General features: G+C 60.4%; 20 protein-coding genes. 13 read left to right on the top strand and 7 right to left on the bottom strand.

The genetic code is table 11. The features are described from left to right. Positions 1-6: 6 nt before the first annotated feature. On the bottom strand, positions 7-1,299 hold the full coding sequence (locus KSS96_RS07985) for an OprD family porin (RefSeq protein ID WP_017529598.1): 1,293 nt from the start codon (positions 1,297-1,299) through the stop codon (positions 7-9). A 235-nt stretch (positions 1,300-1,534) separates the two neighbouring features. Here KSS96_RS07985 and KSS96_RS07990 point away from each other — a divergent pair, with 235 nt between their 5' ends. Together KSS96_RS07990 and KSS96_RS07995 are read left to right on the top strand one after the other, a co-directional pair. Further along, positions 1,535-2,206: a response regulator gene (locus tag KSS96_RS07990; protein WP_017529597.1), complete on the top strand. Its 672-nt coding sequence runs from the start codon at positions 1,535-1,537 to the stop codon at positions 2,204-2,206. Then, on the top strand, positions 2,199-3,584 hold the full coding sequence (locus tag KSS96_RS07995) for a sensor histidine kinase (protein ID WP_017529596.1): 1,386 nt from the start codon (positions 2,199-2,201) through the stop codon (positions 3,582-3,584). The genes KSS96_RS07990 and KSS96_RS07995 overlap by 8 nt, the downstream gene beginning before the upstream one ends. Here KSS96_RS07995 and KSS96_RS08000 read toward each other — a convergent pair whose 3' ends face one another. Continuing rightward, positions 3,585-4,406 carry an HDOD domain-containing protein gene (locus tag KSS96_RS08000; RefSeq protein WP_217855973.1) on the bottom strand — a complete coding sequence of 274 codons (822 nt, stop codon included), beginning with the start codon at positions 4,404-4,406 and terminating at the stop codon, positions 3,585-3,587. 36 nt (positions 4,407-4,442) lie between these two features. Continuing rightward, positions 4,443-5,384: a CAF17-like 4Fe-4S cluster assembly/insertion protein YgfZ gene (ygfZ, locus tag KSS96_RS08005; RefSeq protein ID WP_017529594.1), complete on the bottom strand. Its 942-nt coding sequence runs from the start codon at positions 5,382-5,384 to the stop codon at positions 4,443-4,445. A gap of 140 nt (positions 5,385-5,524) precedes the next feature. Here ygfZ and KSS96_RS08010 point away from each other — a divergent pair, with 140 nt between their 5' ends. Together KSS96_RS08010 and KSS96_RS08015 are read left to right on the top strand one after the other, a co-directional pair. Then, entirely contained in the window at positions 5,525-5,779 is a 255-nt protein-coding gene (locus KSS96_RS08010) for an FAD assembly factor SdhE (protein ID WP_017529593.1), read from the top strand. Continuing rightward, entirely contained in the window at positions 5,763-6,209 is a 447-nt protein-coding gene (locus tag KSS96_RS08015; RefSeq protein ID WP_017529592.1) for a protein YgfX, read from the top strand. The genes KSS96_RS08010 and KSS96_RS08015 overlap by 17 nt, the downstream gene beginning before the upstream one ends. On the opposite strand, the gene nadB is transcribed toward KSS96_RS08015, so the two are convergent. Then, the gene (gene nadB, locus KSS96_RS08020) at positions 6,178-7,794 is read right to left on the bottom strand and encodes an L-aspartate oxidase (RefSeq protein ID WP_068937766.1); all 1,617 of its coding nucleotides are present in this window, start codon (positions 7,792-7,794) and stop codon (positions 6,178-6,180) included. The two genes, KSS96_RS08015 and nadB, sit on opposite strands and share 32 nt — an antisense overlap. A 464-nt stretch (positions 7,795-8,258) precedes the next feature. Between nadB and rpoE the strand changes: the two genes are divergently transcribed. The 4 genes from rpoE (at position 8,259) to KSS96_RS08040 (ending at position 12,114) form a co-directional block, all read left to right on the top strand. Continuing rightward, on the top strand, positions 8,259-8,840 hold the full coding sequence (gene rpoE, locus KSS96_RS08025; RefSeq protein WP_003172477.1) for an RNA polymerase sigma factor RpoE/AlgU: 582 nt from the start codon (positions 8,259-8,261) through the stop codon (positions 8,838-8,840). 32 nt (positions 8,841-8,872) lie between these two features. Continuing rightward, the gene (locus KSS96_RS08030) at positions 8,873-9,460 is read left to right on the top strand and encodes a sigma-E factor negative regulatory protein (protein ID WP_003172479.1); all 588 of its coding nucleotides are present in this window, start codon (positions 8,873-8,875) and stop codon (positions 9,458-9,460) included. Between the two features lie 16 nt (positions 9,461-9,476). After that, positions 9,477-10,439, top strand: a complete 963-nt coding sequence (locus KSS96_RS08035; RefSeq protein WP_017529590.1) for a MucB/RseB C-terminal domain-containing protein — start codon at positions 9,477-9,479, stop codon at positions 10,437-10,439. A gap of 235 nt (positions 10,440-10,674) precedes the next feature. Beyond that, positions 10,675-12,114, top strand: coding sequence for a DegQ family serine endoprotease (locus KSS96_RS08040; protein ID WP_116078267.1), 1,440 nt, complete (start codon positions 10,675-10,677; stop codon positions 12,112-12,114). A gap of 65 nt (positions 12,115-12,179) precedes the next feature. Here the strand turns inward: KSS96_RS08040 and KSS96_RS08045 are convergent, their stop codons facing one another. Then, a complete protein-coding gene (locus KSS96_RS08045) occupies positions 12,180-13,613 on the bottom strand; it encodes a M48 family metalloprotease (protein ID WP_068937763.1) in 1,434 nt (477 codons plus the stop codon). 96 nt (positions 13,614-13,709) lie between these two features. On the opposite strand from KSS96_RS08045, the gene KSS96_RS08050 reads away from it, so the two are divergent. Continuing rightward, positions 13,710-13,949, top strand: coding sequence for a sulfurtransferase TusA family protein (locus KSS96_RS08050; RefSeq protein ID WP_010212198.1), 240 nt, complete (start codon positions 13,710-13,712; stop codon positions 13,947-13,949). Positions 13,950-13,980: 31 nt separating this feature from the next. Beyond that, a complete protein-coding gene (locus KSS96_RS08055) occupies positions 13,981-15,051 on the top strand; it encodes an AI-2E family transporter (RefSeq protein WP_003172484.1) in 1,071 nt (356 codons plus the stop codon). Positions 15,052-15,095: 44 nt separating this feature from the next. Here KSS96_RS08055 and KSS96_RS08060 read toward each other — a convergent pair whose 3' ends face one another. Further along, entirely contained in the window at positions 15,096-15,569 is a 474-nt protein-coding gene (locus KSS96_RS08060) for a peroxiredoxin (protein ID WP_017529586.1), read from the bottom strand. Positions 15,570-15,579: 10 nt separating this feature from the next. Continuing rightward, entirely contained in the window at positions 15,580-16,140 is a 561-nt protein-coding gene (locus KSS96_RS08065; protein ID WP_017529585.1) for a glycine cleavage system transcriptional repressor, read from the bottom strand. Between the two features lie 272 nt (positions 16,141-16,412). Between KSS96_RS08065 and dapA the strand changes: the two genes are divergently transcribed. Genes dapA through KSS96_RS08080 form a run of 3 tightly spaced genes read left to right on the top strand, consistent with a single transcriptional unit; the run spans position 16,413 to position 19,187 of the window. Next, positions 16,413-17,291: a 4-hydroxy-tetrahydrodipicolinate synthase gene (dapA, locus tag KSS96_RS08070; protein ID WP_017529584.1), complete on the top strand. Its 879-nt coding sequence runs from the start codon at positions 16,413-16,415 to the stop codon at positions 17,289-17,291. A 17-nt stretch (positions 17,292-17,308) separates the two neighbouring features. Beyond that, positions 17,309-18,424, top strand: coding sequence for an NlpB/DapX family lipoprotein (bamC, locus tag KSS96_RS08075; protein ID WP_017529583.1), 1,116 nt, complete (start codon positions 17,309-17,311; stop codon positions 18,422-18,424). Positions 18,425-18,428: 4 nt separating this feature from the next. Beyond that, positions 18,429-19,187 carry an MBL fold metallo-hydrolase gene (locus tag KSS96_RS08080; protein WP_065877095.1) on the top strand — a complete coding sequence of 253 codons (759 nt, stop codon included), beginning with the start codon at positions 18,429-18,431 and terminating at the stop codon, positions 19,185-19,187. Positions 19,188-19,189: the final 2 nt, after the last annotated feature.

Here is a 19,189-nt window from a genome sequence, read left to right on the forward strand (position 1 = left end):
TTCTACTTACCAGAGCGCGACGCTGTAGCTCACCAGCACACGCATTTCGTCCGCATCGCGGGCCGAGTAGTTGGAGCGGTACGTGGCATTGCGCAGGCGCACGGCCACGTCCTTGAACGTACCGGTTTGCACCACGTACTTGATCTCGGTGTTGCGCTCCCATTCTTTGCCGGTGTCGCCGTTCTTGAGTTTGATGTTGTCACCCGACAGGTAACGGCTCATGAAACTCAGGCCGGGGATGCCCAACTTGGCGAAGTCGTAGTCGTAGCGCGCCTGCCAGGAGCGCTCTTGGGCACCGGCGAAGTCGTTGATCTGCACAAAGTTGACCAGGTACGGGTCACTGCCGTCCACATACGGGAAGGCGCTGTCGCCGGACATGTGCTGGTAGCCGGCGCTGAGCTTGTGACCATTAAGGGCATAGCTGAACAGGCCGTTGAGGGAAGTGTTGTCGATCTTGCCGCCACGGGCTGAACCGGTGTCATCACTGATGGCCAGGCGCAGGTCGGTGGCGAAGGTGCCGGGGCCCATGGGGCGGGCGGCGACCAGGCCGAGGAAGTGCTGGCGGTAGACGTCGTCGAGCTGGGCGAAGTGGTAGCTGCCGGTGATTTTGTCGGCGAACTTGTAGTCCACGCCACCGAAGTTGAAATGCTTGCCGGTGGCGCCGCTGAGGAAGCGGCTGTTCTTGTTGTTGAGGGCGATGTCTTCGTAGTTGCTGTCGTCGCGGTCTTTGGCTTTATCCAGCCGACCACCGGTGAATACCAGGTTCTTGAATTCCTTGGAGGTCAGCAGGCCACCATTGAAGGTTTGCGGCAGGATGCGCCCGTCGTTGGGCTTGAGGATCGGCAGTTCAGGCATCAGCGAGCCGATTTTCAACTCGGTGGCGGAAATTTTCACTTTGCCGGTCAGGCCCAGTTTGGAGTATTCATCGGCGGCGCGGCCATCGTCGTGAGTGGGCAGCAGGCCGGTGCCGGTGCGGTCGGGGCTTGAGTCGAGCTTGACGCCGAGCATGCCCAGGGCGTCCACGCCAAAACCGACGGTGCCGTCGGTGTAGCCCGATTGCAGGTTGAGCATGAAGCCCTGAGCCCATTCGTCGCGCTTGGATTGCTGGGCACTGGTGCCGTCGCGGAAGTCGCGGTTGAAGTACATGTTGCGGGTTTCCAGGGTCGCGCTACTGTCTTCGAAGAAGGCAGCCTGGCTAAGCGGCGAAAAGCCGGCAAGTGCGGCGGCGCTGGCAAGGGCGGTCTGGGTCAGGCGGGAAAAACGAACAGGCGGGCAAGCGTGGGGCTGTGTCGACAGCATCGTGGTGCACTCCGTTATTGTTCTTATTTTGGCGAAAACGCTTCGAGGCGTTTTTCGGGCGCTACGGTTGAGGTAGCTGGGCGGGCATGGCCTACCTTGTCTGGATGCTAAAGGGCGAAGCTTTCATCAACCTTTCAATCGCCTTTCAATGTTTTCGGGCTTCACAGGGCAGGCGGCGCCTGTAAACTGCCTCGCAAAGCGTGGCACTGACCACTTTCGAATAAGGTAGAAATCCATGCGTGTCCTCCTGGTTGAAGACCATTTGCAACTCGCCGAAAGTGTTGCCCAAGCGCTCAAGAGCACGGGGTTGACCGTCGACGTGCTGCACGATGGAGTGGCCGCGGACCTGGCCTTGAGCAGTGAGGAATACGCGGCGGCGATCCTCGATGTGGGGTTGCCGCGCATGGATGGTTTTGAGGTGCTTGCGCGTTTACGCGCCCGTGGAAAAAACCTGCCCGTGCTGATGTTGACCGCGCGCAGTGATGTCAAAGACCGCGTGCATGGCCTGAACCTGGGGGCTGATGATTACCTGGCCAAGCCGTTCGAACTGACGGAGTTGGAAGCGCGGGTCAAGGCGTTGTTGCGCCGCAGTGTGCTGGGCGGTGAGCGCCAACAGTCCTGCGGCGTGCTGGTATACGACCTCGATACGCGGCGGTTCACCGTAGGTGGCGAACTGATGACGTTGACCTCCCGCGAGCAGGCCGTGCTTGAAGCGTTGATCGCGCGCCCGGGCCGGGTGATGAGCAAGGAGCAGCTCGCGTCCCAGGTGTTCGGCCTGGATGAAGAAGCGAGCCCCGACGCCATCGAAATCTACGTGCACCGGCTGCGCAAGAAACTCGACGGCCAACCTATCGCCATCGTGACTTTCCGCGGCCTCGGCTACCTGCTGGAAGCTCGCGATGCATAAGCCCAGCAGCCTGCGCTGGCGCCTGCTGTGGAACCTGGCGCTGCTGCTGGTGTTGTTGATGCTGGCCAGCGGCATGAGCGCCTACTGGAACGGTCGCGAGGCGGCCGACACCGCCTATGACCGCACACTGCTGGCTTCGGCGCGGACCATCGCCGCCGGCCTGACCCAGGTGGACGGTACCCTCAGCGCCAACGTGCCCTACGTGGCCCTGGACACCTTCGCCTACGACAGCGCCGGGCGCATCTATTACCAGGTCAATGACATCCACCAGAAGCTGATCTCCGGTTACGAGAACCTGCCCGGCCCGCCGCCCGGCACGCCGCGAACCGATGACTATCCGGCGCTGGCACGGTTTTACAACGCCAAGTATCAAGGCCAGCAAGTGCGGGTAGTGAGCTTGCTGAAGGCCGTCTCCGAACCGAACATGAACGGTATGGCGGAAATCCGCGTGGCCGAAACCGATGAAGCGCGGGTGAGCATGGCCCGCAGCCTGATGGCCGACACCTTGCTACGCTTGGGCATGCTCGCCATCGGCGCGTTGCTGCTGGTGTGGTTCGCCGTGAGCGCGGCGCTGCGTCCACTGGAACGCCTGCGCACTGCGGTGGAAGAGCGCCAGCCCGACGACCTGCGGCCATTGCCGTTGGTGGAGGTGCAACATGAATTCGGCCCGTTGGTGCGTTCGCTCAACCACTTCACCGAGCGCCTGCGCGGCCAGTTTGAGCGCCAGGCGCAGTTTATTGCCGATGCATCCCACGAACTGCGCACCCCGTTGGCGGCACTCAAGGCGCGCCTGGAGCTGGGCCTGCGCGCCGAAGACCCGGCGACCTGGCGCAGCACGCTGGAAACGGCCGCGCAGAACACCGATAAGCTGACCCATTTGGCCAACCAATTGCTGTCCCTGGCGCGTATCGAAAACGGTGCCCGGGCGATTGCCGAAGGCGGCGCGCAATTGCTGGACCTAAGCCAATTGGCCCGTGAACTGGGCATGGCGATGGCGCCGTTGGCTCACGCGCGAGGCGTAGCGCTGGCGCTGGAGGCCGATGAACCGGTGTGGTTGCGCGGCGAACCGACGTTGCTCAATGAGCTGCTGAGCAACCTGGTGGACAACGCCCTGGCCCACACGCCACCCGGCGGCAATGTGATTTTACGGGTCACGGCGCCAGCGGTACTGGAAGTTGAAGATGACGGGCCGGGGATTCCGGCCGACGAGCGTGATCGTGTGTTCGAGCGATTCTATCGGCGTAGCCAGCAGGGCATGGGGTCTGGCCTGGGGCTGGCGATTGTCGGCGAAATCTGCCGGGCGCATCTGGCGCAGATCAGCCTGCACGATGGCGAACTGGCGGGGTTGAAGGTGCGGGTGAGTTTTATCGCCGGTTGATCAGTAGAACATCGACCGTGCTTCATCCAGCTCCGCTCGTAGCTTCTCGCTGTAGGGGTCAATTGACAGTTTCTTCATCGCCGGCACGCTTGAGACATCCACTCTGGCCAGCGGATGATCCGTATCGCAATGGCAATACAGCACGGCGACCTGCACCAGATCGATGTAGTCGAGGCTGGCAGAGTCGCGTTCCAGGTTCAGGTACTGGCCCGGCAGCTTGGCCAGCATTTCCGGGAAGTCCCAGCGACTGAGCAGTTTGTCGCCCAACACCGGATGGATGCTGTCGATCATGTGGTTGAGGCTGACGGGGTCGGAAAGCAGCTCATAGTGGTCTTCGGCGTAGGTAAGGATCGGCAGCACGCCGATCTGGTGCACCAGGCCGCCCAGCGCTGCCTGGTCCGGCTTGAGCTGGCTGTGGCTGCGAGACAAGGCATAACTGACGCCCGCCACTTCCAGGCTGCGGCGCCACACATCGCGCATCTTCTGTTCGACGACTTCGGAGCGGGCATGGAAGATCTGTTCCATCACCAGGCCGATGGCCAGGTTGCTGCTGTAGTTGGTGCCCAGCCGGGTAATGGCGGTGTGCAGGTCGGTGACTTCCTGGGTCGCGCGCAACAACGGGCTGTTGACCACTTTGATCAGGCGCGCCGACAGCGCGGTATCGCGACCGATCACTTTGCTCAAATGGTTGATGCTGATTTCCGGGTCTTCGGCGGCCTGACGGATGTTCAGGGCCACTTCCGGCAATGTCGGCAGAACCAGGTCATCGTTATCGATGGCCTTAACCAACGCCTGTTGGATTTTTTCCGCCAGTTTGTTCATTCATGCTCTCTAGGGTGTTGCAAAAAGGTGCGGCGACTAACGCTGGATCTCTCGATCGCGGTCGAGGGTGTAGGGCAGATCAAGCAGGTGCAAGCCAGGACCCTCCAGCGTGCCTACATGCACATCGCCACTATCGGCTGCTTCGGCTTGTAATACCGCCAGAAGTTCAATCACTTGGTCAGCTTTCGCTGCAAGCACCACTTCGCCGATCGCGCTGTTGTGGCTGGGGGAAAACAGCGGAGTGCCTGGCTCGGGCATGTGTGTCGCATCAAGGCTCAGGTGGTACAGGCGACGCTTGAGTTTGCCTAGGTACTGCATGCGCGCGACGATCTCCTGGCCGGTGTAGCAGCCTTTCTTGAAGCTCACGCCGCCCACGGCCTGCAGATTGAGCATCTGCGGGATGAACAGTTCGCGTGTCTGCGCCATCACCTGGCCGATGCCGGCGCGGATTTGGCCCAGCAGCCATTCGTTCAACTCGGCTTGCTGCAAGTGCGCGGCCAATTGGCTGCGCACGGCGTCGGCCCGCTCCGCAGGCACCCAGAGTTCGGCACGGCCGGGGGAGACGCGGAGGGCGATCAGTGCGTCCGCGCGCACCACGCTGTCGGTCTCGGCCGGCAGCGCAAGACCCAGACTGGAAAGGGCGTGATCACCATTGGCTACACCGAAGCGCGCCCAGGCGGGGCTTTCGTCGGTGAGTTTGGATTTGGAGAATACGGCGTACTTCTTTAAGTCGGCCAGTTGCGGTTCCAGCAACTCGCTGGCCATCGCCAACAGCACGCCATCGCCTTGCAGCAGGATGCGGAAGCTCGACTGCATGCGGCCTTTTTGCGTGCAGCGCGCACCGAGGCTGGCGTGGGCGTCACTCAGGTAATTGAGGTTGCAGGTGAGTTGGCCCTGCAGAAACTTGGCAGCGTCGGCGCCGCGGACGGCGAGAACGCCTTCGTGGGACAGGGGGCAGAAAAAAGCGGAGTCGGCCATGGGTCATCGCAGGTCAAAAAGTCATGGGTGCATCATAGAGGGGCGCCCGGCAAATGGATAGTTTCGATATGGGGCGACCAAAGCCGACTGTTCCGCTGTACTCGGGCCTGTATACTGACGCGCTATTTGAGGAGCGCTCCATGGTCGAAGACGTAGAAATCAATCGCCTGTACTGGCACAGCCGCCGCGGCATGCTGGAGTTGGATGTGTTGCTGGTGCCTTTTACCAAAGAGGTCTATGCGACGCTCAACCCAGTGGACCGCGACCTTTATGTACGGCTGCTGACGTGCGAAGACCAGGACATGTTCGGCTGGTTCATGGAGCGTGCCGAATCTGAGGACCCTGAGTTGCAGCGCATGGTTCGGATGATTCTGGATCGTGTCCAGCCCAAATAATCGCTTTGAATGCCGCTGGCAGGCCTCACGGTTGCTGCTCGCGGTGTATCTGCTTGCCCAGGTAGTCGCCCTGGGGGCTCTGCTGGTGCTGGACCTGCCTTTTGCTTTCCTTGGCGGGTTCCTGTGCCTGGCTCACGCCGCCTGGGTGCTGCCGCGCCATGTCCTGTTGACTCACCGCTCATCGATTCGGGGCCTGCGCCGTGATGAAGATGGCTGGCAGCTATTGAGTCACGAGCGAGGCTGGCACAGCGTGCAATTGCGGCCCGACAGCCTGGCCTTGCCGCTGCTCGTGGTGCTGCGCTATCGCGTGCAAGGCGAATGGTGGGTGCGATCGATCTGTGTACCAAAGGACTCGCAGGCCGCCGATGTGCATCGGCGCCTGCGGGTTCGTCTGAAGTTCAGCCGGCGTAGGTGGTTGGCACCAGAATAGTGTCCCGGGCCTCGGGCAACATCTGCGGGTAGTCGAGGGTGTAATGCAGGCCCCGGCTTTCCTTGCGCTCCATGGCCGAGCGGATCATCAACTCGGCCACCTGGGCCAGGTTGCGCAGTTCGATCAGGTCGCGGCTGACCTTGTAATTACTATAGAACTCATCGATTTCATCCAGCAGCAGGCGCACTCGGTGCTGCGCGCGTTGCAGGCGCTTGTTGGTGCGCACGATCCCGACGTAGTCCCACATGAAGCGCCGCAGCTCATCCCAGTTGTGCGCGATGATCACGTCCTCGTCCGAGTCGGTCACTTGGCTGGCGTCCCAGCGCGGCAGTGCGGCCGGCACCGGTATGCGCGGCAGTTGCTCGAGAATGTCCGCCGCCGCCGAGCGGGCGTACACGAAACATTCGAGCAGCGAATTGCTGGCCATGCGGTTGGCGCCGTGCAGGCCGGTGAAGCTGGTTTCGCCGATCGCATACAGGCCGGGTACGTCTGTACGACCGTGCTGGTCGACCATCACGCCGCCACAGGTGTAGTGCGCCGCCGGTACGACGGGGATCGGGCCTTTAGTGATGTCGATGTTGAACGCCAGGCAGCGCTCGTAGACGGTGGGGAAGTGGGCCTTGATGAAGGCTTCGGGCTTGTGGCTGATGTCCAGGTACACGCAGTCGACACCCAGGCGCTTCATCTCGTGGTCGATGGCGCGAGCGACAATATCGCGCGGGGCCAACTCGGCGCGCGGATCGAAGCGCTGCATGAAGCGTTCGCCGTTGGGCAGTTTCAGGTGTGCGCCTTCGCCTCGCAGGGCTTCGGTGATCAGGAAGCTCTTGGCTTGCGGGTGATACAGGCAGGTGGGGTGGAACTGGTTGAATTCCAGGTTGGCCACCCGGCAGCCCGAGCGCCAAGCCATGGCGATGCCATCCCCGCAAGCGCCGTCCGGATTGCTGGTATAGAGGTAGACCTTGGCCGCGCCGCCCGAGGCAAGAATGGTGAAGCGCGCACCGTAGGTGTCGACCTCGCCGCTGGTGCGGTTGAGCACATAGGCGCCGAGGCAGCGCTCGCCCGGCAGGCCCAGGCGTTTCTCGGTGATCAGGTCGACGGCGACGCGCTGTTCGAGCAATTCGATGTTGGGACGTTGGCGGGCCTGTTCGAGCAGTGTCTTGAAAATAGCGGCGCCGGTGGCGTCGGCCGCATGGATGATGCGGCGATGACTGTGGCCGCCCTCGCGCGTTAGATGGAACTCGAAGCCGCCGTCATCGCTGCCCGCGTGTTCATCGCGAGTGAAGGGCACGCCTTGGTCGATCAGCCACTGGATTGCCTCGCGGCTATGCTCGACGGTAAAGCGAACAGCGTCTTCGTTGCACAGGCCGCCGCCGGCGTTAAGGGTATCTTCGACGTGAGATTGCACTGTGTCGGTGTCGTCCAGCACGGCGGCTACACCGCCCTGGGCCCAGAAGGTCGAACCATTGGCCAGGTCGCCCTTGCTCAGTACTGCAATGCGCAGGTGGCCGGGGAGGGTCAGCGCAAGGCTCAACCCGGCCGCGCCGCTGCCAATCACCAGAACATCGTGTTGAAACTGTTGGCTCATTTGAAGGATTCCGCAAAAAGCGATCCAAAGGGGGTGGCGCAAACAGGACGCCCGGATCGGCGAATCAAAGGGTCACACGGCCCACTAGTATATAGAGGGGGGGAGCGGCACAATAGTCAGGCATTCGTGGCAATGTGAGATTACGGTGCACGGCTTGGGTAAAATCAACCGGTTATTGAAACGGGAACTTTTTGCATAAGCCCTGACTCAATAGCAGGTTGCCCGAAAGCTGGGAAAACGTTGAGTTTATTGGCCCGTCGGGAGCAGTGGACGCGTCAGAAAACCGGCGACAAGATTATTCGCGCAGCCGGCGTTGCCCGCGCTGCGTTTTTCGTGTGTGCCAAATCAGTGCATGCCGGAAACTTGCTTGAAGGGGGAGAACTTTTGCGAAAAGTCCGAGTCTATGTTTGCAAGCCTGATCGTTTAGTTATGCAAGCCTCCTTAAAGCACAACGAGGAGTGTTCATGCTAACCCAGGAAGAGGATCAGCAGCTGGTCGAGCGCGTACAACGCGGCGACAAGCGAGCATTTGATCTGCTAGTGCTGAAATACCAGCACAAAATTCTCGGGTTGATCGTGCGGTTTGTGCACGACACCCATGAAGCGCAGGACGTTGCACAGGAAGCCTTTATCAAGGCATACCGTGCACTAGGCAATTTCCGCGGTGACAGTGCGTTTTACACGTGGCTGTACCGCATCGCCATCAACACGGCGAAGAACTATCTGGTGTCTCGCGGACGCCGCCCGCCGGATAGTGATGTGAGTTCAGAAGATGCAGAATTTTACGATGGTGATCACGGCCTCAAAGATCTCGAGTCGCCGGAGCGTGCATTGCTGCGCGATGAGATCGAAGGCACCGTTCATCGCACTATTCAGCAACTGCCAGAAGATTTACGTACGGCGTTAACTTTACGTGAATTTGATGGTCTGAGTTACGAAGACATTGCGAGCGTCATGCAGTGTCCGGTGGGGACTGTAAGGTCCCGGATTTTCCGGGCCCGGGAAGCCATCGATAAAGCCTTGCAACCGTTGTTGCAGGAAAACTAAAGACAGCGGCGACAGCCAAGAGAGGAACCGCCATGAGTCGTGATGCCCTGCAGGAATCGCTGTCCGCAGTGATGGATAACGAAGCGGATGAACTGGAACTTCGTCGAGTGCTCAATGCATTTGATGATGCCGAAACCCGTGATACCTGGTCTCGTTACCAAGTCGCTCGGGCGGTGATGCACAAGGATCTTCTAATCCCTCGTCTGGATATTGCTGCGGCCGTTTCTGCTGCGTTGGCCGATGAAGCCGTTCCGGCAAAAGCTGCTCGTGGTCCTTGGCGTAGCCTGGGCCGTCTGGCGGTCGCTGCCTCGGTAACTGTTGCAGTGCTGGCCGGTGTTCGCTTGTACAACCAGGACGAAATTGCCGGTGCCGAACTGGCTCAGCAGACGCAGCAACCGGTCATGGCCGGCCCGCAAGTCAAAGGCCCAGCAGTACTGGCCGGCTACAAGGAAAGCTCCGACACCACCGGCCCCATGGCTAACGGTGTATTGCAAGGGCAATCCGGCTGGCAAGACCAGCGTCTTCCAGGCTACCTGCGCCAACACGCACAGGAATCGGCCTTGAAAGGCACTGAAAGCGCTCTGCCATACGCTCGCGCTGCAAGCCTGGAAAACCGCTAAACCACTAAGGGGCTCTATGCGCGCCATACCGCTCCTTACGCTTTTGCTCAGTGGCTGGTTTGCACTCCCCGCCCATGCCGATGAAGCCCAAGACTGGCTGACACGGCTTGGGCGTGCAGAGCAGCAGCAAAGCTTCCAAGGGACGTTCGTCTACGAGCGTAACGGCAGTTTTTCTACCCATGACATCTGGCATCGTGTCCAGAACGGTCAGGTCCGTGAGCGGCTCTTGCAGCTTGATGGTTCCGCCCAGGAAGTCGTGCGGGTAGATGGCCGAACCCAATGCGTCAGTGGCACCCTTGTCGCCGGCCTTGGCAATTCGCGTGATGCATCTTCACGCGCGCTTGACCCACAGAAACTCAATCAATTCTATGAACTGGCTGTCATTGGCAAATCCCGCGTGGCTGGTCGAAATGCGGTGATTGTTTCAATCGCGCCGCGTGATCAGTACCGCTACGGTTTCGAGCTGCATCTGGATCGGGAAACCGCGCTACCGCTCAAGTCTCTTTTGCTCAATGACAAAGGGCAGTTGTTGGAGCGCTTTCAATTCACACGTTTGAACACATCTAAGCCGCCCGATGATAGCGACTTGCTGCCCAGCAAGGAGTGCACGCCTATTTCTGTGGTTGATGGCAGGGCGCCGGCCGTTGAGTCCACCGAGGCGTGGCATTTGGAATGGTTGCCGCCTGGCTTTCAACTGACCAATAGCACTTCGCGCAAAGACACCCACACCAAAGCCACCGTCGATAGCTTGATGTATGAAGATGGGCTGGCGCGTTTCTCGGTTTTTCTTGAGCCGATCAGTGATGTGGGCATCACCGAGACGCGTACCCAGTTGGGCCCCACGGTCGCGGTGTCCCGTCGGTTGAACACGGTGGATGGGGAAATGATGGTAACGGTGGTGGGGGAAATCCCGATCGGTACGGCCGAACGTATCGCGCTGTCGGTGCGCGGTGAAAAAAAGGCGATCACTCAGCCGTGAGCCGTTAATCCTATGTTCATCCAGCGCTTTCATTGTTGGTCTGTGCCACGTTGGCTACCGAGAGACATGAAATGTCCGGATCAGCATTTTCACTTGCAAAAATCTCTCATGTTTTTTATAGGTCAGGGCTTCTCGGCTCTGGCCTTGTTTTGTTCGCGGAACAAAGACGTCGGTCGCAGTTTTCGGCGTTTCTTGAACCCTGTCGCTCAACCCTGCTCGTCGTAACGGGAGCTGTATGTCGATACCACGTTTGAAATCCTACCTATCCATAGTCGCCACGGTGCTGGTGCTGGGGCAGGCTGTGACCGCGCAAGCGGTCGAGCTGCCTGACTTCACTCAATTGGTTGAGCAAGCCTCGCCAGCCGTGGTGAACATCAGCACCACGCAGAAGCTGCCGGATCGCAAGGTCTCGAACCAGCAGATGCCCGATCTGGAGGGCCTGCCGCCAATGCTGCGCGAGTTCTTTGAGCGTGGCATGCCTCAACCGCGCGCGCCTCGTGGCGGTGGCGGTGGCCAGCGTGAAGCGCAGTCGCTGGGCTCGGGCTTCATCATTTCGCCCGATGGCTACATCCTCACCAATAACCATGTGATTGCCGACGCCGACGAGATTCTCGTGCGCCTGGCCGATCGCAGTGAGTTGAAAGCCAAGCTGGTGGGCACCGACCCGCGCTCCGACGTGGCGCTCCTGAAGATCGAGGGCAAGGACTTGCCAGTGCTCAAGCTGGGCAAGTCTCAAGACTTGAAGGCCGGGCAGTGGGTCGTGGCCATCGGTTCGCCGTTTGGCTTTGACCACACCGTGACCCAAGGCATTGTCAGTGCCATCGGCCGCAGCCTGCCGAATGAAAACTACGTGCCGTTCATCCAGACCGACGTGCCAATCAACCCAGGCAACTCCGGCGGTCCGCTGTTCAACCTGGCGGGCGAAGTGGTAGGCATCAACTCGCAGATCTACACCCGTTCCGGTGGTTTCATGGGCGTGTCGTTCGCTATCCCGATCGACGTGGCCATGGATGTTTCCAATCAGCTGAAAAGCGGCGGCAAGGTGAGCCGCGGCTGGTTGGGCGTGGTGATCCAGGAAGTGAACAAGGACCTGGCTGAGTCCTTCGGCCTCGACAAGCCGGCCGGTGCGTTGGTTGCGCAGATCCAGGACGGCGGTCCGGCTGCCAAGGGTGGCCTGCAAGTTGGTGACGTGATCCTGAGCATGAACGGCCAGCCGATCATCATGTCGGCAGACCTGCCACACCTGGTCGGCGCACTTAAGGCGGGCAGCAAAGCCAAGCTGGAAGTGATCCGTGATGGCAAACGCCAGAATGTGGAGCTCACCGTTGGCGCCATTCCTGAAGAAGGCGCAACGCTGGATGCTCTGGGCAACACCAAGCCGGGCGCCGAGCGCAGCAGCAACCGCTTGGGCATTGCCGTGGCGGAGTTGACCGATGAGCAGAAGAAGGCGTTCGACCTCAAGAGCGGTGTCGTGATCAAGGAAGTGCAGGACGGTCCTGCCGCCTTGATCGGCCTGCAGCCGGGCGATGTGATCACACACCTGAACAATCAGGCGATTGAAACGACCAAGCAATTCACGGATATCGCCAAGGCATTGCCGAAGAACCGCTCCGTGTCGATGCGCGTGTTGCGTGAAGGGCGTGCCAGCTTTATCACCTTCAAGCTGGCTGAATAACTTCCACGGCCCGATAAAAAGCCCCGCCTTCGTTAAACGAAGGCGGGGCTTTTTTGTATCGGGTTTTAGCCCATCATCCCCTTGACCAAGCGTTCCTGTTCGATCAGCTCACGCTGGCGTGCGTCGATACGCGACGAAAGGGGGAAGTTGCTGCCGGCGCGACGTTTGGCAAAATCCAACTGTTGGATCGCCTGCTGAAAGTCGCCCACCAGGGCAAAGTACTCGGCGCGTGCCTGATGCAGACCAATGATGTTGCCGGACAATCCACGAGTCTCCGCGACCTGGTACCACACGTCAGGATCATCCGGGCGGGACTTGAGCAAGCCATCCAGCGCTTTTTCGGCATCGGCGGTGCGGTTCTGTTTAAGCAGCAGGTCTACGCGCATCTGATTTAGCGGATAGTTGCCGGGGTATTGGCTCAGCATCCGATCGGTGCGTTGCTGGGCGTCGGGTAAACGGTTGTTATCGATATCGAGCTGAATCTGCGCCAGGTTATAGGTAATGTCGTTGGGCGCCTTGGCCAGTAAGGCTTGCAGGCTATCCCGCGCTTGCTTGAACTGCGAGGCTTTGATTTGGGCGATAGCCAGGCCGTAGCGCGCCACATCGTTTTTCGGGTTCTCGTCCAATTGCGCTTGGAAGCGCTTGGCTGCGAGTCCTGATGTGTCCTCATATTGCAGTTGCACCCGGGCGCGAATCAGTTGGTAGCGCAGGCTGTCTTCCTTGCCGCCGGGCTTGGATTGTTCGGCGCGGTTGCGAGTGTCGGCGATCCGCGATTCGGTGACCGGGTGGGTCAGCAGGAACTCCGGTGGTTTGGCGTCGAAGCGGTACTGGCGACCCAGCCGCTCGAACATGGTCGGCATGGAGCGAGGGTCATAGCCAGCTTTTTCCAGGTTGACGATACCGATGCGGTCCGCTTCTTGTTCATTTTGCCGAGAGAACCGTCGCTGCTCCTGGATGGCGGCGGCCTGGGTGCCGGCAATCGCGGCAATGCCGGCATCGCCGGCACCCGCCGCCGCTGCAATGATGCCGCCGAGCAGGGCTGCCATCATTGGGATCTGCATGCGTTGTTGCGCTTCAACGCCACGAGCGAAGTGACGCTGGGACAAGTGAGCCAATTCGTGGGCCATTACCGAGGCGTATTCCCCCTCGGTCTGGGCATTGAGGAACAGGCCGCCGTTCACGCCCACGATGCCGCCTGGCGCGGCAAAAGCGTTGAGTTGCGGGCTGTTGATCAGGATGAACTCCAGGCGCCGGTCATTGACCTGGCTGGTCTCCACCAGTTTGTACACGCTGGTTTCGACGTAGTCCTTGAGTTGCGGGTCGTTCAGTTGCGAAACCTGCCCACGTAGGTAGGCCAGCCAGGCACGGCCCAATTGATATTCCTGTTGCGGCGAGACAATGGCAGAGCTGGCGTCGCCAAGCGACGGCAGGTCGTCGGCGAAGCCTGGGGAGGCCAGCAGGCAAGCCAGCGTCAGCATAGTGGGGCGCAAAAAAGTCATGCACAAAGCCTTTCAACAAAGAGCTTACTGTAGCCGGACACTGAGCTTCGGACCAGATATTCTAAGCACCCCCGAACGCTTGCCCGGAGTAAAACCATGACCGACGCTGTAGCCTTTGATGCCGAACTCGATGCCAGCGGCCTCAATTGCCCGTTGCCCTTGCTCAAGGCCAAGCTGGAGCTCAATCGATTGGCCAGTGGCGCCGTGCTCAAGGTAATCGCCACGGACGCAGGGTCACAGCGTGATTTCCGTACATTTGCCAAGTTGGCCGGGCACACGTTGCTGCACGAAGAAGACGCCGCCGGTGTGTACCGTTACTGGTTGCGCAAGGCCTGAACCGTTTGCTCCCATCGCTCGAGGTTGATTGATGTTCAAAGTGTTACGAGACTGGATCCAGCGCTACTTCTCCGATGAAGAAGCCGTGGTGCTGGCCGTCCTGCTGTTTCTGGCCTTTACGGCGGTGCTCACCTTGGGTGGCATGCTCGCGCCGGTATTGGCGGGAATGGTGCTGGCGTATCTGATGCAAGGCCTGGTCACCACCTTGGAACGCTTGCGCTTGCCGGGCGGGGCGGCGGTAGGGCTAGTGTTTGCCTTGTTCATGGGGCTGCTGGTGGTGTTTATCGTGGTGGTGTTGCCGCTGCTGTGGCATCAACTGATCACGCTGTTCAATGAACTGCCCGGCATGCTCGCCAAGTGGCAGTCGCTGTTGCTGCTACTGCCGGAGCGCTACCCGCACCTGGTGTCAGATGAGCAGGTGCTGCAGGCCATTGAAGTGGCGCGCGGTGAAATCGGAAAGTTCGGGCAATGGGCGCTGACCTTTTCCCTGTCCAGCCTGCCGCTGCTGGTCAACATCATGATCTATCTGGTGTTGGTGCCGATCCTGGTGTTTTTCTTTCTCAAGGACCGCGCAATGATCGGCCGCTGGGTGAGTGGCTACCTGCCGCGCGAAAGGGCGCTGATTACCCGAGTGGCCGAGGAGATGAACCGGCAGATCGCCAACTATATCCGTGGCAAGGTCATTGAGATCATTATCTGCGGCGGCGTGACCTACATCGCGTTTATCGCCCTGGACCTGAACTACGCAGCGCTGCTGGCATTGCTGGTCGGCATTTCAGTGGTGGTGCCGTATGTCGGCGCAGTGGTTGTGACGGTGCCGGTCACCCTGATCGCCCTGTTCCAGTGGGGCTGGAGCGACCAGTTCATCTACCTGATGGCGGTGTACGGGATTATCCAGACGCTGGATGGCAACGTGCTGGTTCCGCTGCTGTTCTCGGAGGCGGTCAACCTGCACCCGGTAGCGATCATTTGCGCGGTGTTGCTGTTTGGCGGGTTGTGGGGGTTCTGGGGAGTGTTCTTTGCGATACCCCTGGCGACGCTGTTCAAGGCGGTGCTGGATGCGTGGCCGCGACGGGAGCCAGTGGTGGCGCCGCTGCTGTAGCGGCATCACCCTTTCTAGTGAGCGGGGCAAGCCCGCTCGTTACATCAGGCCTTGTTCAGTGCCTGCGCTGCCGCCAGAACGGCATCCACATGCCCTGGCACTTTCACGCCGCGCCATTCCTGGCGCAGTACACCCTGGCTGTCGATCAGGAAAGTGCTGCGATCCACGCCCAGGTATTCCTTGCCGTATAGCTTCTTCAGCTTGATCACATCAAACAGCTGACAGACCGCTTCGTCCTTGTCGCTGATCAGCTCAAAGGGAAACGCCTGCTTGCCCTTGAAGTTCTCGTGGGACTTCACGCTGTCGCGCGACACGCCGAATACTTCGGTGTTGGCCGCCTTGAACGCCGCGTACTGGTCACGAAAACCCTGGCCTTCGGTGGTGCAGCCTGGGGTGCTGTCCTTCGGGTAGAAGTAGATCACCACTTGCTTGCCCTTGAGCGCGGCCAAGCTGAAGGTCTGCCCGCTGGTGGCCTGGGCGTCGAAATCGGCGACCGGTTTATCGATGACTACCGCCATGAGTACTTCCTTACATTGGGTTCTGTGGGCGCCATGGTTCGATCAGTGCGTCGAGGTTCAGGGCATCGGCGAAATCCAGGAACTGGTCGCGCAACCAACTGATCTGCACCCCGGCCGGCAAGGTCACGGTAAAGGTGGCGTTGAGCATGGTTCCGCCTGTTTGCGGGGCCTGGTAGGTATCGCAGGTGAGGTTTTCCAGCTCGACGTTATGGTCGATAAAGAACTGGCACAGCTCATTGACGATGTCCGAGCGGTAGGCCGAACTTACGTAGGCCACGTAAGGCAAGGCTTGTGGGCGATTTTCCAGGGCGGCGCTGCGCACCACGTTGACGGTGAAATTGTGCTTCTTGGCCAGGCCCGGCAGGCCGGTCTCCAGACGCGCCAGCGCATCCCAGGTGCCGGATATCTGCAACACCAGCGCGCTGCACTCGCCGTGGCGGGTCAGGCGGGAGGTCACGACGGCGCAGCGGTTTTCATGGCTGGCGCGGCACAGGACGTTGGTCAGCTCCATGGGGTTGGCGCCGAGGGCACTGATAACAAGGAATTGTTCGCGAACTGTGGGGGTGGACATGCAGCCTTCCTAAACGATGAGCGGTCGATACTATGGGGGCCGTATCGATCAAAGGATCAAGGGTAGCGAAAAGCATCGCTAAGGGATAGGAGGTGGCGTTTTCATTGCGTGATCGGCTGGATTTCACCCCGTTCAAAGCCATGCTCTGGCCCGATGATGGCATTGCCCATCGTTTAGTTGCGCCAGAACGCATCCACACGCGGTACTTTGCTTGTACAAGCATCTTGGCGCCAGTACCATTACGGCTCTCTTTTTCCGGCAGGAGCGGTTGCATGATTGCGGGCAGTATGGTGGCACTGGTCACACCCATGGATGCACAAGGTAATCTCGACTGGGACAGCCTGGGCAAACTGGTGGACTTTCACCTGCAAGAAGGCACCAACGCCATTGTGGCCGTCGGCACCACAGGTGAGTCGGCCACCCTTGATGTGGAAGAACACATCCAGGTGATCGAATTCGTGGTCAAGCGTGTTGCGGGCCGTATCGCCGTCATCGCCGGTACGGGCGCCAACTCGACGCGTGAAGCGATCGAGCTGACCAAGAACGCCAAGAAGGCCGGCGCCGACGCCTGCCTGCTGGTGACCCCGTACTACAACAAGCCGACCCAGGAAGGCTTGTACCAGCACTTCAAAGCCATCGCCGAAGCCGTCCAGATCCCGCAGATCCTCTATAACGTACCGGGTCGTACCGCGTGCGATATGAAGGCCGAGACGGTGATCCGCCTGTCCACCGTGCCGAACATCATCGGTATCAAGGAAGCCACCGGCGACCTGCAGCGCGCCAAGGACATCCTGGCCGGCGTGAGCAGCGATTTCCTGCTGTATTCCGGTGACGACGCCACCGCTGTCGAGCTGATCCTGTTGGGCGGCAAGGGCAACATCTCCGTGACCGCCAACGTGGCCCCGCGTGCCATGAGCGACATGTGCGCCGCCGCCATCGCCGGTGACGCCGTGACCGCCCGGGCGATCCACGAGAAGCTGATGCCGCTCAACAAGACACTCTTTATTGAATCCAACCCTATTCCCGTGAAGTGGGCACTGACTGAAATGGGCATGATGCCGGACGGTATCCGTCTGCCGCTCACCCGTCTCAGCGAAGCCTGTCACGAACCGCTGCGACAGGCCCTGCGCCAGTCCGGCGTCCTGGTTTAATTGAGGAAGCACTACGCATGAAGCGATTGGCCGGACTTTCCGCACTTGCCTTGATTATCTCCAGCACCAGTGGCTGCGGTTGGATCTGGGGCCCGGAAGGCTACTTCCGTGACCGCGGCAGCGATTACCTGGAAGCACAACCCACCAAACCAATGGAATTGCCGCCGGGCGTCAACGTCGCCAAGCGCCTTGATCCGTTGCTGCCGATCCCGCGCAACGTTGCCGACGACACCACCAAGGGTGAGTACGTGGTGCCTCGTCCGCAGCCGATCTCGGCCGTGGCGGATGCCAGCGACTACAGCCTGCAGAAGAGCGGTGACTCGCGCTGGATCGTGGCTCAACGCCCTCCCGCGGAAGTTTGGCCGGTGGCTGTGCAGTTCTTCCAGGACAACGGCTTTCGCATCGACGAGCAGCGCCCGCAGACCGGGGAATTCACCACGGCATGGCAGCAAGGCAGCGAACTGTCCGCCACTATGGCCAAGCGCCTGCAGGCCGGCGGTGTAGCCGCCGACAGCGAAGCGCGCGTGCGTGTGCGCATCGAGCCAGGCGTGCAGCGCAATACCAGTGAAGTCTACGTAGTCAGCGCCGAGCGTCCCGCCGGCAGCACCGCCGATGTCGCCTTCACCAACCGTTCGGTCAACACCGGCGTCGATTCGGCACTGGTCGACGAGATGTTGGCCAGCATGAGCCGTATTTCCGAGAAGGGCGGTTCCGTTTCCCTGCTCGCCGCACGTGATTACGACACCCCGAGCCGCGTCAGCCTCACCGAAGACGGCAGCGGCAACGTGGTGCTGAACCTGGGTGAAGACCTGGACCGTGCCTGGGCCAGCGTGGGTCGTGCCCTGGAGCAAGGCCCGTGGCGTGTTGAAGACATCAACCGCAGCCTGGGCCTTTACTACATCAACGTGGCTGAAAAGGCCGAGCGCAAAGACGACGAGCCTGGTTTCTTCGGCAAGCTGTTCGGCAGCCAGCCGACCAAGGAAGAAATCGAGACCCGCGCCGAGCGTTATCAGGTGCGTTTGAGCAAAGTTGGCGAAAGCGTGCAAGTCACCGTCGAGAAGAACATCAACACCGTTGCGCCGGCTGAAACAGCCCGCAAAGTGCTGGGCGTGATTCAGGACAACCTGGGCTGATCCGATGCGTTTTGCTGTTCTCGGTAGCGGTAGCCAAGGGAACGGCACGCTGGTCGCCCACGACGACACGTACATACTGGTGGATTGTGGTTTCTCGTTAAAAGAAACCGAGCGGCGCCTGCTGCGCCTGGGGGTTCACCCCGCGCAGCTGAGTGCGATTTTGGTGACCCACGAACATGCCGACCACGTGCATGGCGTGGGTTTGCTGTCTCGGCGCTACAATCTTGCGGTGTACTTAAGTCGCGGCACCTTGCGCGGGATGCGCAAACCCATTGAACCCGCAGGTTTCCTGGCCGGTGGCGAGCAACTCCAGATCGGTGCCTTGAGCATTGACGTGATTGCCGTGGCGCATGATGCGCAGGAGCCAACGCAGTATGTCTTCAGTGATGGGCAGCGGCGCTTCGGCGTACTGACCGACCTGGGTTCCTATTGCAGCAAGGTGCTGGACGGCTATCGAGACCTCGACGCATTGATGATCGAGTCCAACCACTGCCGAGACCTGCTGGCTCGCGGTCATTACCCGTACTTCCTCAAGCAGCGGGTGGGCGGCGAACTGGGACATTTGAACAACCACCAGGCGGCGTACCTGGTGTATGAGTTGGGCTGGCAAGACCTGCAACACCTGGTCCTGGCCCACCTGAGCAGCAAGAACAACCTGCCGACGCTTGCCCGGCAATGTTTTGTCGACACCCTAGGGTGTGACCCGGACTGGCTGCAATTGGCCGATCAAGATTCAGGGCTCGACTGGCGACACATCGCCTAGCC

It is taken from the genome of Pseudomonas asgharzadehiana (assembly GCF_019139815.1).
Taxonomy (GTDB): Bacteria; Pseudomonadota; Gammaproteobacteria; order Pseudomonadales; family Pseudomonadaceae; genus Aquipseudomonas; species Aquipseudomonas asgharzadehiana.

Excerpts from the sequence above, each read along its gene's own strand:
- KSS96_RS08050 (WP_010212198.1), top strand. The coding sequence starts at position 13,710 with ATGACCGACGCTGTAGCCTTTGATGCCGAACTCGATGCCAGCGGCCTC.
- KSS96_RS08010 (WP_017529593.1), top strand. The coding sequence starts at position 5,525 with ATGGTCGAAGACGTAGAAATCAATCGCCTGTACTGGCACAGCCGCCGC.
- dapA (WP_017529584.1), top strand. The coding sequence starts at position 16,413 with ATGATTGCGGGCAGTATGGTGGCACTGGTCACACCCATGGATGCACAA.
- nadB (WP_068937766.1), bottom strand. The coding sequence starts at position 7,794 with ATGAGCCAACAGTTTCAACACGATGTTCTGGTGATTGGCAGCGGCGCG.
- rpoE (WP_003172477.1), top strand. The coding sequence starts at position 8,259 with ATGCTAACCCAGGAAGAGGATCAGCAGCTGGTCGAGCGCGTACAACGC.
- KSS96_RS07995 (WP_017529596.1), top strand. The coding sequence starts at position 2,199 with ATGCATAAGCCCAGCAGCCTGCGCTGGCGCCTGCTGTGGAACCTGGCG.
- KSS96_RS07990 (WP_017529597.1), top strand. The coding sequence starts at position 1,535 with ATGCGTGTCCTCCTGGTTGAAGACCATTTGCAACTCGCCGAAAGTGTT.
- KSS96_RS08030 (WP_003172479.1), top strand. The coding sequence starts at position 8,873 with ATGAGTCGTGATGCCCTGCAGGAATCGCTGTCCGCAGTGATGGATAAC.
- KSS96_RS08060 (WP_017529586.1), bottom strand. The coding sequence starts at position 15,569 with ATGGCGGTAGTCATCGATAAACCGGTCGCCGATTTCGACGCCCAGGCC.
- KSS96_RS08045 (WP_068937763.1), bottom strand. The coding sequence starts at position 13,613 with ATGACTTTTTTGCGCCCCACTATGCTGACGCTGGCTTGCCTGCTGGCC.
- KSS96_RS08080 (WP_065877095.1), top strand. The coding sequence starts at position 18,429 with ATGCGTTTTGCTGTTCTCGGTAGCGGTAGCCAAGGGAACGGCACGCTG.
- KSS96_RS08000 (WP_217855973.1), bottom strand. The coding sequence starts at position 4,406 with ATGAACAAACTGGCGGAAAAAATCCAACAGGCGTTGGTTAAGGCCATC.
- KSS96_RS07985 (WP_017529598.1), bottom strand. The coding sequence starts at position 1,299 with ATGCTGTCGACACAGCCCCACGCTTGCCCGCCTGTTCGTTTTTCCCGC.
- ygfZ (WP_017529594.1), bottom strand. The coding sequence starts at position 5,384 with ATGGCCGACTCCGCTTTTTTCTGCCCCCTGTCCCACGAAGGCGTTCTC.
- KSS96_RS08035 (WP_017529590.1), top strand. The coding sequence starts at position 9,477 with ATGCGCGCCATACCGCTCCTTACGCTTTTGCTCAGTGGCTGGTTTGCA.
- KSS96_RS08040 (WP_116078267.1), top strand. The coding sequence starts at position 10,675 with ATGTCGATACCACGTTTGAAATCCTACCTATCCATAGTCGCCACGGTG.
- bamC (WP_017529583.1), top strand. The coding sequence starts at position 17,309 with ATGAAGCGATTGGCCGGACTTTCCGCACTTGCCTTGATTATCTCCAGC.
- KSS96_RS08055 (WP_003172484.1), top strand. The coding sequence starts at position 13,981 with ATGTTCAAAGTGTTACGAGACTGGATCCAGCGCTACTTCTCCGATGAA.
- KSS96_RS08065 (WP_017529585.1), bottom strand. The coding sequence starts at position 16,140 with ATGTCCACCCCCACAGTTCGCGAACAATTCCTTGTTATCAGTGCCCTC.